Origin of the sequence: Serratia sp. JSRIV001, assembly GCF_019968745.1 — a bacterium.
GTDB classification, from domain to species: Bacteria; Pseudomonadota; Gammaproteobacteria; order Enterobacterales; family Enterobacteriaceae; genus Chania; species Chania fonticola_B.
Genome location: NZ_CP074147.1, coordinates 2,300,200 through 2,314,143, shown reverse-complemented (window position 1 = coordinate 2,314,143; position 13,944 = coordinate 2,300,200). Strand labels below are relative to the sequence as shown.

The following is a 13,944-nucleotide window of genomic DNA, read 5'->3' as shown; positions in this document are numbered from 1 at the left end:
TCAGGCCGGATAGCAAGGCTTGGCGAGTATCGGCATTCAGGGATGGGTTGAATAATCATCGGGCATACCCGAATCAAGCGTACTCCAGGCGTTTCGGCTGCAAGCCGGGCGTTTGGGGTTTCGTCACCTTGACGGCTTTCGCCGGATCGCCTGCCACAAACTCCAAGGTGGGCGAGTAGTAAAAAGGCAACCATGCCTCGAAATTCTCTTCCCACTCCCATTTGACTGGGCATGGCCACAGAATATCTTCGTGCAGAATGTAATAGATCCACCGCCCATGAGGGCGGCGCGGCTTAAGTGTTTTCATAATGCCATCAATACTTTCTCACCTGTTGCGAGCTGGCCGCGAAATCGGTCGCTCAGTCATAATACCTCAGTGGGGCCACTTGAAGCGAGGAGCACCACGAAACGCGGTGCTTAACAGGTAATTATACGATAAAGGCACGGATTTTGCGGCAAAGTAGCGGAGTTTAATCCGCTACTTTGCGCAATGCATTACTGCAAAGTGATGGTAAATCTTACTACATGTTCAGTGAGGCATAGTGCGGTTGGCAAGTTAGCTTGCTCTTGTCACTATCCTCTGCCCTAAAGGGCGTATCCCTGGTGAAGCACAATATTCTCTATTCGGTATACTCTTGAGAAAGGTCAATTATTCCCTTCTCTTACCAACAACATACCCATTTTTTGCCACCAGGAAAACAGGTGAAAAACACCCTTGTAATCATTGACAATAAATGTTAACAAAAGCTAATCAATACAGAGACCTTAATGAACATTTGAATTATTAGCATGAAAAGGAAAGATTGACCATGAAGATTAACGTAACGGACACTCCAAATCCGCAGGATGAAGAGTTCGTGATTGACAGCCTCTGGGCGCACAACCATCAGTATGATGCGGTAGATATTCATCCGTTATTCCTGACCGTCACCGACGATCGCGGGCAGATTGTGGCCGGGCTGGTTGCCAGAACCTGGTGGGGTGGATTAGAAGTCCAGTACCTGTGGGTGGGCGACGAGTATCGTAAAAAAGGCTACGGCCGTGATCTGATGCTGCGGGCAGAACAGGAAGCCGTCAAGCGCGGTTGCCATATGGCCTATGTCGATACCTTCAGTTTTCAGGCGCAGGCGTTTTACGAAAAACTGGGGTACCAGCCGTATGGCAACTTAGCGGGTTATGCGCACCGCCATACTCGCATCTATTTAGCGAAAAACATCTGATAGCGCTGAAGTATGAGGGGTTCAAATGGATTCATTTTGGCAGAGCAATGAATTATATTTAAAAGGTCTCATCACCATGATGGAACATTTAAATGAGCCTTGGGGCATTAAAGATTTATCTTCACGCCATATTTATATGAATAAGGCGGCCTATCTTTATACCAACACACCTCTCAATTTCGATATTGCGGGCAAGCTTGATGCCGAGTTCCCCGCCGATTGGGCAGAGTTTGCCCCCGACTTGCAAGAACACGACAGGAAAACCGAAGGAACGCGGGATCGCGTAGCCGTTATCGAGACGCACTTCTGGTACGGCAGCGACAGCCTGGTCCCCTTTATCAGCGAAAAACTGCCTATTTATAATGACAAGGAAGAGCTGGTTGGCACCATGTGGAACGCCCGTCCGCTGGACAGTTTTTCACCGCTAAAATATATCAACCAGCAAAAGCCCAGCATATTAACCACCGAAGTCAGCATCCAGATTTTTACCCAGTCGGAGCTGGACATCATATTTTTAATGCTGCAACGCTACACCAACAAAGAGATTGCCAGGTTATATGACGTCAGCAATAAAACCATAGAAAATAGAATCTACAACATCTACCAAAAAGCCGATGTGCATACGCTCCAGCAGTTCGAAGAGTATTGCAAACAGGTGAACTTGGACAGCTACATTCCAGTACGCCTGATTGAAAAAGGCATCCAATTTATTTAAACGTTAACGAGAGATTATCGTGATTAAAATTGAAGACTACCCACTGAGCCGGGTACCGCAGGATAAGAGGGTCTCCTTCCTCAGCGTCGCCATCGTGCATATGGGTATGCTAACGGCCTTGGACCAGTTTATGCTGGGTGCCGTGTTGGGCAACTCAATGACCCTGACCGATGCCTTTATCGCCATCTCGATTGGCAGCTTGATTTTTGGGGTCGTGACGTTTGGGCTAGGTTTGGCCGGGATGAGAGAAGGTATTTCCGGCAGCCTGCTGGCTCGCTGGTGTGGCTTTGGCCGTATAGGCTCGGTGCTTATCGGCCTGGTAGTGGCCGTCAGCCTGTTGGGCTGGTTTGGCATTCAGAACGCCATCTTTGCCAAATCGCTTAACTTCGCCTTGGGCGATCGCCTGGGCTTCCCGCTGTCGGCCTCACTCTCCGGCCTGTTTTTGACGGTGCTGGTCGCTTTTGGTTTTAAAGCGCTGCGCATCACAGCTCGTATTGCTGTGCCGCTGTTTATCCTGCTGGTGTTCTTTATTTCCTATCACGTCCTCTCCGGGCAGAAACTGCATGAGGCCATTCTGCTGGCACCGATGGGGGACGCATTGACCATCAGCGCGGGCATCACCATCGTCGTTGGCGGTGCCATTGTTGCCAGCCTGATGACCCCTGACCTGACCCGTTACTCCAAAAACAAACGCCACGTGTTTGGCATTACGCTGCTGACCATTATTGCCGGTGAATTCGTGGTTAACGGCCTGGCGATTTTTATTGCCAAAACGCTCGGCACCGCAGACGTGGTGACGATCATGGCTCAGAGTGCGGGCGGTATCGGTTTGTTGGTGGTGGTATTCTCCACCCTGCGCGTTAACGATCTGAACCTCTATTCGTCGTCCTTGGGCGTGGTGAATGCGGTTGAAGGGATCACCGGTAAAAAGCTGAAATATACCGCGACCACGGTGATTATCGGTCTGTTGGGCACGCTGCTTTCGGTTCTGGGGATCCTGGATCGGTTTGTGGATTTCCTGACCGTGCTGGGCGTGGTATTCCCACCGATCCTCGGCGTCATGCTGGTGGATTATTTCGTGCTGCGCAGCCACCGCGATGCGCTGGACGCCAGCCGCCAGCTCGGCCAACTGCCGCAGGAAACGCCACTCATCGGCTGGGCAGCGATTATCGCCAGCATTGTCGGTAGCGTGATCGGCCTGGTGACGGAATGGGGCGTGCCAACCATTAACTCACTGCTGGCAGCCAGCGTGATTTACTGGCTGTTTAAACGCCTGTTTGGCCGTGCAACCAACCTGCAAACTGCTTAATTTGTCGAATTAACAGGGTCGAGCATATGTTCGACCCTAGCTAAGCGGGCGGCGTCCCTACAAGGTAAAATCTTGGTGGTGGTATCAGCCGTTCAGGTCGCGTTACCGGGAATAACGATATTACTGTCCGCCAACGATCCCATCTGATTAAACATCACGCAGGCCGCATCCACGATATGCATGGCAATGGCGGCACCGCTGCCCTCCCCCAGCCGCATATCCAGATGCAGATAAGGTGCCAATTGCAGGTGCTCGAGTGCGGCAGCCGCGCCCTTCTCCGCAGAGAAATGGGACGGCAACAGGTAATCCCGAGCCTGAGGCGCAATGCCGCAAACCGCCAGCGCGGAAGAATATGAGAGAAAACCATCGAGGATCACCGGCAAGCCGGCCGCAGCAGCCCCCAGCATCACGCCAGCCATTCCTACCAGATCGTATCCACCCAGCTTCGCCAACACGTCCAACGCGTCTTGGGTATCCGGCTGATTTACCTCAATCGCCCGACGCACCACGTCCACCTTGTGGTGCAAACGATCGCTGGGGAAATTGGCCCCAATGCCGACTACTTCCTGCGGATCGCGGCCGGTAAAGACGCTAACTAACGCAGCGGCTGGCGTAGTATTAGCCATCCCCAACTCACCAACGCCAAACAGCTTCACCCCAAGCGCCGCCTGTTCCAGCGTCAATTGAGCCGTGGCCAACAGCAACTCCTCCGCCTGCTGGCGCGTCATTGCCGCACCACGCGCAATGTTGCCGCTGCCGCGCCCAACTTTCATGTCGATCAGGCCCGGCAAGGGTTCGCTGTCGATGCCAACATCCACCAGCTTCACCTCGGCACCGGCATTGGCCGCCAATACGCAGACGCCGGTATTGCCTTTCACCATATTCAGCGCCTGGATCACCGTTACTTCACGCGGTGACACCGCTACCCCTTCGGCATAAACGCCGTGATCGGCCATCATGACGATGATTTGCTTGCGGCTGGCGACCATCCCGCTAAAACCGCGCATCCCGGCCAGTTGGGTTGCCAACTGTTCCAGGCGGCCAAGGCTGCCCGGTGGCTTAAGCAGGCCATCAATCTTTGCCGCTGCCTGTTGCATGGCAGCCGCGTCCAACGGCTTAATCAGGTCGATTAACGATGACAATGTTTGCATACTTTATTCTCTACTTGCAGGCTGCCAATGAGCCTGGCTGTTAAATACCTTTAGCGTGACAAACCCCTGGTTGAGTTCCACCACGCTGTAGGCTCCCTGGGTAAACGGGAAGTGCCACATCCCGGAGGCAGGCAGCTTTAGTAACCCTGCCAGCAACAGGCTCAGGGAGCCTTGGTGCGCCACCAGCAGACGATCGCCATCGCCCTGTTCGTCCAGCAGACGTTGGGCCTGCAGGCTAATCCTCTGGGAAAACAGTGGAAAGGACTCCCCCGCTGGCGGGCAGGCTCGCTGCCAATCCGCCACCCAGTCGGCCCAGGCTGCACTATCCTGCTGCTGCAAATCCTGGTGATGGCACATTTCCCAGTCACCAAAATTCATTTCGTTAAAGCCGCCGTCAGGTTGGATCGCCAGTTCCCGCTGCCCAATCACAATCTCGGCGGTATGCCGGGCACGTAGTAACTCACTGCTGATCGCCTGGGTAAAAGGCACCTCGGCCAGCCATTGTGCGATCTGCCTGGCCTGCTGTTCACCTTGCTCGGTCAACGGTATATCGGTCATGCCACAAAATACGCCCTGTCGATTCGCCGCCGTTTGCCCGTGTCGTACCAAAAATAGCCGCATAACGCCCACTCACAGCAGTGCCAGTAAGAAGATCAATTCGGCAATTTCTATCGCCGCCCCCAGGGTGTCGCCCGTTTGCCCGCCCAGACGGCGGCGCAGATAGGCCCGCAGCAACAGCACGGCGATCAGCGCACAGCCAAGCGCAAACAGCCCCTGCCCTAACAAGGCGACCAAAGCGGCCCCTAGCGCCAGAGTGAACAGCGTTTGCCCCCCGCTGATCTTGCCAATGTAAAGGTTCCCCAGCCCGTTACCTTCACGGGCATAAGGCTGGCGATACATCATCAATACCACCAGGCTCCGGCAGGCCACTCCCGCTGCCGCCAACGTGGCCAACATCGGTACCCCACGCAGTGCCAGTTCGCTGATCACCAACACTTTGGCCACGACGATAAAGATCAGCGCCAACCCCCCATTGGTACCAAGGCGGCTGTCACGCATGATCTCCAGCATTTTTTCCCGGGTGCGGGCCGAGAACACGCCATCACAGGTATCGGCCAATCCGTCGAGGTGAAAGGCGCCGGTAACCAGAGCCAATGCCAGCACGTAGCCCAATGCCGCCAGCGGCACCCCACACCAGGAGGCCAACAGGGTAAAGACGGCCCCACCGATTGCACCCACGATCAGGCCAATCAAAGGGAAACCGACGATGCCGCGCTGGTAATTATCCATCGCCAATCCCTGTGTCCAACTGGCGGGCAGCGGGATACGCGTCATCAGTTGCAGGGTGGCCCAAAATAGTCGCAGACTCATTTGATCTTGACCTCAATACCAGAAATCACCAATAGCACCGACTCGGCGGCGGCGGCCAAACGCTGGTTAACACGCCCGGCAATATCACGGAAGTGTCGTGCCAAACGGTTTTCCGGCACGATGCCCATCCCCAGTTCATTGGTGACCAGATAGATCGCCGCCGGACTGCGGGCGCAGGCGGCCAGCAGATCATCGATCTGCCGTTGGATTGCCGTTTCAACCACGGCAAAATCGATGCTTTCCACCGGCGTCTCCCCGGTCAGGTCAAACATCAGGTTGGCGATCAGCGTGGTAATACACTCCAGGATCACCGCATCTCCCGCCCCCGCCTGTTGGTCGATCACACTGGCCAGTTGCTGGCTCCCCTCCCAGGTACGCCAATGAGCGGGCCGGGCTTGGCGATGCAGCTTGATCCGTTCGGCCATTTCCTCATCGGTGACCACCGAGGTGGCGATATACAACACCCGGTCACTGACACCGCTCGCTAACCTTTCGGCCAGCGAACTTTTGCCGCTGCGTGCTCCGCCGGTGATCAGGATCATTGTGCCTCCGTTTGCTGGTGCTCGGTCATCAAGCGGTAAATTTTATCCATATCAATATGTTCCCGCATCTTATCGGCCAACAGATCAAACTGTTGCTGCTTGTAATCGGCATAATCGAAATCCGGGCCGTCGTAAACCGCTAGCCCTTTACGCTGGCGCAATTGGTTTAGCAGCGCACGGCAAAAAGGCGCGCTGTCGAATAAGCCATGGATATAGCTGCCCAGCACGTTACCGGTGGGGTTCACTGCACCGTCGAAGGCGCTATCCGGCTGCCCATTGCGTAGGGAAAGGCGGGAGAAAGGCGTAGCCTCTGAGCCAAGCTGGGTGGTGCCCATATGGATTTCATAACCAACGACATCCTGCTCGCCACAGCCAGACCAGAGGCCGGGCAACCCAGGCTCACATTGTGCTGTCACCTGCGTAGTGACTTTTTGCGGTGCGAAGCGGGTGGTGACATCCAGCAAGCCCAAACCCGCCATCTGTTCCACACCGGACTCCACGCCATCAATAATGTGCTTACCGAGCATCTGGTAGCCGCCGCAAATACCCACGATCTGCACTCCGGCCCGGTGCTGATCCTGTAACGCCGCCGCCAACCCGCTGTGCTGTAGCCACTGCAGATCCCCCAGGGTATTTTTGCTACCCGGCAGGATAATCAGATCGGCACCGGCCAGCGCCGCCGGGTGCGAAACATAGCGCAGCCCTACGTCCGGCTGGGCCGCCAAGGCATTAAAATCGGTAAAGTTGGACATATAGGGCAGTTGTACCACCGCGATGTCCAGCTCATGGCTACTGCCTGTCGGGGCATATTTGCCATTTTGCAACGCCACACCATCCTCATCTTCCAGATCGATATTCAACCAGGGCATCACGCCCAGCACCGGCACACCGGTCAGCGCCTCAATCTGCTCCAAGCCCGAATAGAGCAAGGCAATATCACCACGGAATTTATTGATGATCACCCCTCTCACCCGAGCTTTTTCTTCCGGTTCTAGCAGTGCCAGCGTGCCATAAATGGCGGCAAATACCCCGCCGCGATCGATATCGGCCACCAACAGTACTGGCGCATCGGCAATCGCCGCCATGCCCATATTGACGATGTCGCGGTCGCGCAGGTTGATTTCTGCCGGGCTACCCGCCCCCTCCAGCACCATGATGTCGTAACCGCTGGCCAGGCTGTGATACACCTCGCTGATTTGTTGCTGCAACTGCGGCTTATACTCGTGATAACTGACTGCGTCCATATTGCAGGCCACTTTGCCCATCAGCACCACCTGTGCCTGGCAATCGCTGGTCGGTTTCAACAGTACCGGGTTCATTCGCACATCGGGTGCGATACCGGCGGCCTCGGCCTGAAAGATCTGCGCCCGGCCCATCTCTTCGCCACGGGCGGTAATGCCAGAGTTGAGCGCCATATTCTGCGATTTGAACGGCGCACAGCGATAACCATCCTGCATGAAGATCCGGCACAGGCCGGCCACCAGCACGCTTTTACCCACATCAGATGCGGTTCCCTGCACCATCACACACCGTTTCATCACATGTTCTCCGCGTCGCGCTAGCTGAGCCGCGCAAACCATTATTATTTCAAGCGCCAAGCCATAGCAGGCGTAACGCTGCAAACAGCAGCAGAGCCAACAGCGAGGCCGTCATCATCAGACGCGTACTGCGTGGAATATCTGCCAGCTCGATCTCCCGCCGAGCCTCACCGATCCACGGCTTTTCGACCCGCTGACCAAAGTAGTTGTTAGGACCGCCAAGCCGCACTCCCAGCGCTCCAGCCACGGTCGCTTCCGACCAGGCGCAGTTGGGGCTGGTATGCTGATAGCGATCGCGCCAGCCGATACGTAACGCCTGGCGATAGTCCAATCCGTGCATCCGGGCCGCACAGCTCAGCAGTAGCCAGCTAAGCCGGGCGGGTAACCCGTTGGCGAAGTCATCCATCCGCGCCGACACATAGCCGATGGCGCGGTATTTCGGCGTTTTATAGCCCACCATTGAATCGAGAGTGTTAACCGCTTTATACGCCATTGCCAACGGTGCCCCACCGATCAGTAAAAAGAACAGCGGCGCAATTACGCCATCCACGCTGTTTTCCGCCACCGTTTCCACCACCGCCCGGGTGATTTGCGGCTCTTCCAGTTGTGAGGTATCCCGCCCGACAATCCACGACAGCTTGCGGCGGCTCTCCTCAAGATCGGCACTTTGCAGTGCCCGGTGAACCTCCATGGCCGCCTGTTCCAGGCAGCGCCCGGCGAGCAGGGTATAAATCAGCCAGACTTCCGCCAACCAGCCCAACCACGGGTGGATATGCTGCATCAGCGTTAAAAAGCTCCAACTCACCAGCCAAACCAACCCAACGACGCCCAGCCACAGCAGCCCGCCGCCAAGTTTTAGCGCCCTCTCGCTATGGCAAATCCGGCGGATCGCGCGCTGTAGCGCCGTGATCAGGTTACCGATCCAGCGCACCGGATGCGGCCAGTGTGGCGGGTCCCCTAACAGACTGTCGAGCAGAAAGGCCGCGAACCAGGCTAGCAGCGTCATGGCGCGCACCTTATCGAAGCCTGATGGTGGGTTAATGGCATAAAAAAATCCCGACCTCTCGGGCGGGATTTGGGTGTCAACAGGATACGACCAAGCGGTGCAACATAGCTGCTCGTATCTCATGACAACCCCCTTCCCACCGAAGGTGTTGAATGTGTGACCAACTGGTCGGTCTTCTGGCTTAGCGTCATCCTTATCCACTCCCTTCCCAATCCTCAGATCAGTGGCGCAGTGGACTCGTCGGCATCACAGCAGCGGGGGCTGCGGGGGAGTTACACCCCCTTCCCAACCACAACCTGTTATCGTTCAGGGTGTGGGTTATCCAGTTGGCAATAATTCGGTTAATTACCACGTTTTCGCTTCAATAAACGCAACGCTTCAATTTATCGCTTAGTTATCATCTCGATAGCCTCGACAATCGCCATGCCATAATAACCTGTTGATCTCGCGAATACACGCCAAGATCTGGCATTCACCAGAGCGACAGGTTTGGTTTACGCCGGATCAACGGCGATTACCCTGTGTTATCCTGCACGCAAACTTGACAGGGGGAATAGCAAAACCGTGAGTGAACATGGTGGTAACGTACTGGAAATGGCGTTGAAAAGCGGCCTGGATCCGGCCGAGATTATTGATTTCAGCGCCAATATCAATCCATTGGGCATGCCGGCCAGCCTGAAGGTGGCGATTATCGAGCATCTGACCAGCGCCGAATGCTATCCCGACGTTGAATACCGGCGTCTGCATGCAGCATTGGCAGGGGGTCATCACTGCCCGGCGGAAAATATCATGGCAGGCAACGGGGCCACCGAGCTGATTTACGCCATCGTGAACCGGCTACGCCCCCGCACGGCGCTGCTCCTAACGCCTGGGTTTGCCGAATACCGCCGGGCATTGCAGCGGATTGACTGCCAGATCGAGGACTTCCCGCTGGATGAAGCCGGTGGATTTCAGCCCGATGAGCGGTTGCTACAGGTGCTGGCCGAGCGCCAACCGGACTGCCTGTTCCTGGCTACCCCCAACAATCCGACCGGGCTGATGCCAGACCCCGCGCTATTGCAGGCCATTGTCGCCTGTTGTCGCCAGCACAATATTGCGTTGATCGTTGATGAAGCCTTTATCGACTTTCTGCCAGATGCGCCGGGGCTGATCCCACAAATGGCGGACTATTCACGCCTCTACATTCTGCGTTCATTAACCAAATTCTTCGCCATTCCCGGGCTGCGGCTCGGCTATCTGGTCAGCAGCGATCGCGCTGGCCTGCAACAGATGAAACAGCAGCGCGAGCCCTGGACCATCAATGCCTATGCAGCACTGGCAGGCGAAGTGATCCTTGACGATCTCGATTACATCCAGCAAACCCACCAATGGCTGGCCGAGCAGCGTGCCTGGTTGTTTGACGCGCTGATAGCCTTGCCGCACTTGCGTATCTGGCCAGGGGCAGCGAACTATATTTTCCTACGCTGCCTGCGCCCCGGCTACGATCTCCAACAGGCGTTGTTGCAGCACCGCATCTTGATCCGCCACTGTGCCAACTACCCTGGCCTTTCCACCGACTATTATCGGGTGGCGATCAAGAGCGAAGCGGCCAACCGCAGGCTGATAGCCGCGCTGCAACAGGTACTGGAGGAAGGCTAAGGCGCAGGAGTTTTTAGGCATCAAACGTTAATCTTTGATTATCGGAACGGATGCAGTATGGCAATTACGGCGGAGTGGTTGTCTCATACACCAGGCCGTCGCTATTGCCCAACTTAGGGTAATCGAAATCATGGGCTGGAAAGCGGAACAGGCGGTTACGCCAGCGATCAAACTGCACGCGATAGTTATAGCTATCAGGCAGTTTTTTCATTCTGAACCAGTGCTGGCCGCCATCGGTAGAGACTGTCATATGCAGCGGGTCGTTGAACGCTTTCTCCATCATCAGCAGATCATTACCCGCATAAAGCGTGCCTAAGGCTTTTTTACCGGTTTCCAGCAGCGGTTGCAGCGCGCCATTCTCCCGCAACCGGTTCAGGCTATAAAGCCACCGTGGCCGCTGGCGTAAGACAAAATCAAAATCCCCTTGCGGGCTGATATCGGCCGCAACGATATCTCCGCCCACCCACTGGCTGGACTGGATTTGAGCTGATTTCAGATTGAAATCAAGCAGCAATGAAGCAGTTAACCGATCCTGTTCCCCGGTATTATGGGGCTGATTACTGACTATCACCCGATCGCCGCCGTTATAGTACCAACTGGCCGCATAGAGAGCAGGGTCGATCCCGCGTTCCGTTAACAACCTGACCAGATCGAATACCTGTTGCCAATGCTGGCCGAGATCGTCCGACCGGTAGAGTTTACCCTGTTGAACCAGCAGCACGCTCTGCGCTCCAGAGAGCCCCAAAAGCTGATAAGTCTGGTTACCACCGGGGGCTTGCCACTGGGGTAACCAACACCAGTTACGCCCACCATCGGCAGAATAAAATACGGCATCTTTACTATAAGAACGGGCGCCGAACACCACCAGGCAATGCCCCTGAGCATCACACTGTTGCTCAGCCACGTAGCCCAAAAAACGGGCGCTGACGCGCAGCTTGCCATTCTCTTCGATGATGAGTTGGCTGACCGGGATCGTGGCGCTGTCATCATAGCTCCGGTGCCGGATTGTTCCACGGCCAACCTTAGCCTCCAGCATCAAACGTAACATGGTGGTATCAGGGGATATCTGCAGGTTTAACAAAGGGGGAGCAATGTCTGCCAGCACATCGATCTGCACCGAATTTTCATAGTGATAGATCAGCGTATTCTGGTCACGCTCAATATTCGTGATCCGTGTATTTATTACATCGCTGATACCCGTCAACAGCATCCCTTGTTGAAAACTGCTCAGGCGTTCCCCACTCATAACTACCGCAGGACGTTCTGCCTGATAATTTCGCTGCCACTGCCAGTCGGGGGCAAACCCGGCAAAGCTGTCGATATAAAACAGCATCCAGGAAATGATAAGCCCCAGTGCCAGCAGGATGATGCGCGTTAGGCTATTGCTGAACATCAGGGGACTTCCTGAATATAGGCTTTGCCACCGTTGCGTTTTTTAAACAATACCAACAGTTGGCGGGCAAAGACAAAGCGCGCCGCACTGAGCGAGTTCCTGCGCGTTATCCAAGTGCAGACCTCCACCAACAGCATGAACACGCAGAAAATCATGATGCTCATCAGAGCAAAGTCATAAAACATGACTGCGGCGTCCAGCCAGTCCCACTTATCCGGCACACTGCCCTGCTCCCACCAATCATGCAGGGTGAAAAACACCAGCATCACCAGTAAAAAACAGCAGCAGCCAAACATCACTTTATACATCAGCTTGAGCTGGTGAAAAGAAACGGCAATCCCGCCGAGCTTGAGATAGGCGCTGCCATCCCTTTCATTACACAGGCCCAGCACCGCATTATCTTGCTGATTGACCACCAACATCAGCGGATCTTCGGCCGCCAGGAAGAACGGATGTTGCCGATAGAACAGCGGATTAAGGTCTTCCATCAGCGAGTTAATTCCGCTACGAAATGAGAACCGCTCTCCATTGCAGCTAAATTGGTACTCGATAAAATCCCGGCGGCTTTTGCCTCCGCCGGTAAAATCGCGGCGGGCGCTAACATCGGCAGCCTCTCCGCTCACGCTGGTCAAGGTGACTTTATCGGCCAATAGCAAATCATTCGGCAGCAGCGCATCCAGATCGTTAGCCAATTCTTTGCTGGCCTGTAGTGAAGGCGCACCGCCTCCCGGCTCGGTTAATGATTCGGTGGTGGTAATGCAAAGGGAAGTGTCGCCTTGTTTGACGCTCTCCAGCCCTTTTAACAACCTACGCGTGTGACGGCTGGTTCCCACCATCAGCGTATGAAACGAAGCCACGAACCACCAGCAACCAAAGATGAAAACAAAAAGCAGTAGCACCATCACCCAGATATTCAGCAACTGGAAATAACCCACTGCTGAGAGCGTCATCACTATGATCGCGCCCACCAGCTTCATCAACGCAGCCGGTTTGCTAAGGTCGGCCAGCTTCGGTTGTAGCTCCCCCTTTTCAGGCGAAACCAGCCAATGCAGCCAGTAGCTGCCATCAGCCAACTGATGGGCACCGATATACACACGATCCCCCGATACCAAACGGTATAACACTTTGGCATCAACAAACTGTTTGCTGTAGGTATAGAACACCTTGTCCCCGGCCAAAATGCGCCGTAGCTTACTTTCGCTGGGCGCGTTGAGATTGTGGCGGATAAAGGACAGCTCATAGAAGCAGATTTTTTTCATGGTTGCTAACGACCAGGCACGGATTAAAAACGATGTTCGAGCAACTTATCCTGCTCTACGGGATAGGCTTTACCATCGAACTTGAGCTCGACGCGAGTCTTGGCAACGATGCTGTTGCTTTCCACGCAGTCCTCCCCTTTTTTGCTGGCTTCCTTATGCGTCGCCATCGTCTGTAGTTGCAGATCCTGGAAGCCGTTGTGTGCGTTCTTGCCAAGCGCCAATGCGCGATGAGTCGTGGCAAAATCCCCGGCACACTGGCCATCCCACTCACCGCTATATTCATTCATGGTGAGATTGTTGAGCACCAGATTGACTTGCCGATCCTGCAGGGTATAGAGGTTAAGGCGTTCGATGCTAAGGGGATTGACCGAGGAGGAGCCCCGGTGGATAAAACGCACCCCGAAGGCGCGTATCGCCGGAGATAATTGATAGCGCGCGGTGTCGATGGTCACGCTACTGGTGTAGATGGCATCATCCATAATCGCCCTTGGATGATATTTGCTAGCCAGCACCTTGCCGGTCTGGCTATCAACCACCAAAACGGCGACGTCAAAGTCGGTAAAATCGAGTTGGGCCTCTTCCTTGGGTTCCAGCATCAGTACCGCAATGGTTTTATCCGGGGCATAGGGCCACACCTTACAGGTGGACAGCTCGGTATTCATGCTCACTTTGGCGGCGAAGGGTTTAGCCAGATCGGCTAGGAGGGGCTGGCAATCGGCCAGAGAAGAAAAAGAAACCAGGCATAACGCCAGTACGCCTATCACCCTGTTCATAGCAATATTCCCTGTAATTTTTTAATTAA

The 13,944-nt window shown here is 55.0% G+C and carries 14 protein-coding genes and 1 riboswitch; of the genes, 4 read left to right on the top strand and 10 right to left on the bottom strand.

Annotated elements, in window-relative coordinates; all coding sequences use genetic code 11:
* Positions 1-73: 73 nt before the first annotated feature.
* Positions 74-307, bottom strand: a complete 234-nt coding sequence (locus tag KGP17_RS10425; protein WP_024486733.1) for a hypothetical protein — start codon at positions 305-307, stop codon at positions 74-76.
* Positions 308-809: 502 nt separating this feature from the next.
* Between KGP17_RS10425 and KGP17_RS10420 the strand changes: the two genes are divergently transcribed.
* From KGP17_RS10420 to KGP17_RS10410, 3 genes are read left to right on the top strand one after another with little or no spacing between them, the layout of a single operon-like run.
* On the top strand, positions 810-1,220 hold the full coding sequence (locus KGP17_RS10420; protein WP_021178360.1) for a GNAT family N-acetyltransferase: 411 nt from the start codon (positions 810-812) through the stop codon (positions 1,218-1,220).
* 25 nt (positions 1,221-1,245) lie between these two features.
* Positions 1,246-1,935, top strand: a complete 690-nt coding sequence (locus KGP17_RS10415) for a PAS and helix-turn-helix domain-containing protein (RefSeq protein ID WP_037374900.1) — start codon at positions 1,246-1,248, stop codon at positions 1,933-1,935.
* Positions 1,936-1,954: 19 nt separating this feature from the next.
* Positions 1,955-3,244 carry a cytosine permease gene (locus tag KGP17_RS10410; protein ID WP_218519464.1) on the top strand — a complete coding sequence of 430 codons (1,290 nt, stop codon included), beginning with the start codon at positions 1,955-1,957 and terminating at the stop codon, positions 3,242-3,244.
* Between the two features lie 92 nt (positions 3,245-3,336).
* Here the strand turns inward: KGP17_RS10410 and cobT are convergent, their stop codons facing one another.
* The 6 genes from cobT to cbiB are packed head-to-tail and all read right to left on the bottom strand — an operon-like array spanning position 3,337 to position 8,852.
* Entirely contained in the window at positions 3,337-4,395 is a 1,059-nt protein-coding gene (gene cobT / locus KGP17_RS10405) for a nicotinate-nucleotide--dimethylbenzimidazole phosphoribosyltransferase (RefSeq protein WP_223499268.1), read from the bottom strand.
* Positions 4,396-4,398: 3 nt separating this feature from the next.
* Positions 4,399-5,016 (bottom strand): adenosylcobalamin/alpha-ribazole phosphatase, encoded by a 618-nt coding sequence (locus tag KGP17_RS10400; protein WP_218519466.1) that lies wholly within the window; start codon positions 5,014-5,016, stop codon positions 4,399-4,401.
* 9 nt (positions 5,017-5,025) lie between these two features.
* Positions 5,026-5,766 carry an adenosylcobinamide-GDP ribazoletransferase gene (gene cobS, locus KGP17_RS10395; RefSeq protein WP_218519467.1) on the bottom strand — a complete coding sequence of 247 codons (741 nt, stop codon included), beginning with the start codon at positions 5,764-5,766 and terminating at the stop codon, positions 5,026-5,028.
* Positions 5,763-6,308 (bottom strand): bifunctional adenosylcobinamide kinase/adenosylcobinamide-phosphate guanylyltransferase, encoded by a 546-nt coding sequence (gene cobU / locus KGP17_RS10390; protein WP_059200491.1) that lies wholly within the window; start codon positions 6,306-6,308, stop codon positions 5,763-5,765. Before cobU ends, cobS begins: the two co-directional genes overlap by 4 nt.
* Positions 6,305-7,846, bottom strand: coding sequence for a cobyric acid synthase (locus KGP17_RS10385; protein ID WP_223499633.1), 1,542 nt, complete (start codon positions 7,844-7,846; stop codon positions 6,305-6,307). Before KGP17_RS10385 ends, cobU begins: the two co-directional genes overlap by 4 nt.
* Positions 7,847-7,895: 49 nt before the next feature.
* Complete coding sequence (gene cbiB, locus KGP17_RS10380) at positions 7,896-8,852, bottom strand: adenosylcobinamide-phosphate synthase CbiB (RefSeq protein WP_223499267.1); 957 nt, start codon at positions 8,850-8,852, stop codon at positions 7,896-7,898.
* A 148-nt stretch (positions 8,853-9,000) separates the two neighbouring features.
* Positions 9,001-9,194, bottom strand: a riboswitch (cobalamin riboswitch).
* Positions 9,195-9,416: 222 nt separating this feature from the next.
* On the opposite strand from cbiB, the gene cobD reads away from it, so the two are divergent.
* Positions 9,417-10,490, top strand: a complete 1,074-nt coding sequence (gene cobD / locus KGP17_RS10375) for a threonine-phosphate decarboxylase CobD (RefSeq protein WP_223499266.1) — start codon at positions 9,417-9,419, stop codon at positions 10,488-10,490.
* A gap of 64 nt (positions 10,491-10,554) precedes the next feature.
* On the opposite strand, the gene KGP17_RS10370 is transcribed toward cobD, so the two are convergent.
* From KGP17_RS10370 to KGP17_RS10360, 3 genes are read right to left on the bottom strand one after another with little or no spacing between them, the layout of a single operon-like run.
* Entirely contained in the window at positions 10,555-11,883 is a 1,329-nt protein-coding gene (locus tag KGP17_RS10370; RefSeq protein WP_059200488.1) for a hypothetical protein, read from the bottom strand.
* Positions 11,883-13,142, bottom strand: a complete 1,260-nt coding sequence (locus tag KGP17_RS10365; RefSeq protein ID WP_218519471.1) for a hypothetical protein — start codon at positions 13,140-13,142, stop codon at positions 11,883-11,885. The genes KGP17_RS10370 and KGP17_RS10365 overlap by 1 nt, the downstream gene beginning before the upstream one ends.
* 23 nt (positions 13,143-13,165) lie before the next feature.
* Positions 13,166-13,915, bottom strand: a complete 750-nt coding sequence (locus tag KGP17_RS10360) for a hypothetical protein (RefSeq protein WP_223499265.1) — start codon at positions 13,913-13,915, stop codon at positions 13,166-13,168.
* Positions 13,916-13,944: the final 29 nt, after the last annotated feature.

What these genes read in the sequence shown, in the direction of transcription:
- KGP17_RS10385 (WP_223499633.1), bottom strand. Translation starts at nt 7,846, where the DNA reads ATGAAACGGTGTGTGATGGTGCAGGGAACCGCATCTGATGTGGGTAAA.
- KGP17_RS10400 (WP_218519466.1), bottom strand. Translation starts at nt 5,016, where the DNA reads ATGCGGCTATTTTTGGTACGACACGGGCAAACGGCGGCGAATCGACAG.
- cobT (WP_223499268.1), bottom strand. Translation starts at nt 4,395, where the DNA reads ATGCAAACATTGTCATCGTTAATCGACCTGATTAAGCCGTTGGACGCG.
- KGP17_RS10420 (WP_021178360.1), top strand. Translation starts at nt 810, where the DNA reads ATGAAGATTAACGTAACGGACACTCCAAATCCGCAGGATGAAGAGTTC.
- KGP17_RS10365 (WP_218519471.1), bottom strand. Translation starts at nt 13,142, where the DNA reads ATGAAAAAAATCTGCTTCTATGAGCTGTCCTTTATCCGCCACAATCTC.
- KGP17_RS10415 (WP_037374900.1), top strand. Translation starts at nt 1,246, where the DNA reads ATGGATTCATTTTGGCAGAGCAATGAATTATATTTAAAAGGTCTCATC.
- KGP17_RS10425 (WP_024486733.1), bottom strand. Translation starts at nt 307, where the DNA reads ATGAAAACACTTAAGCCGCGCCGCCCTCATGGGCGGTGGATCTATTAC.
- KGP17_RS10370 (WP_059200488.1), bottom strand. Translation starts at nt 11,883, where the DNA reads ATGTTCAGCAATAGCCTAACGCGCATCATCCTGCTGGCACTGGGGCTT.
- cbiB (WP_223499267.1), bottom strand. Translation starts at nt 8,852, where the DNA reads ATGACGCTGCTAGCCTGGTTCGCGGCCTTTCTGCTCGACAGTCTGTTA.
- cobU (WP_059200491.1), bottom strand. Translation starts at nt 6,308, where the DNA reads ATGATCCTGATCACCGGCGGAGCACGCAGCGGCAAAAGTTCGCTGGCC.
- KGP17_RS10360 (WP_223499265.1), bottom strand. Translation starts at nt 13,915, where the DNA reads ATGAACAGGGTGATAGGCGTACTGGCGTTATGCCTGGTTTCTTTTTCT.
- cobS (WP_218519467.1), bottom strand. Translation starts at nt 5,766, where the DNA reads ATGAGTCTGCGACTATTTTGGGCCACCCTGCAACTGATGACGCGTATC.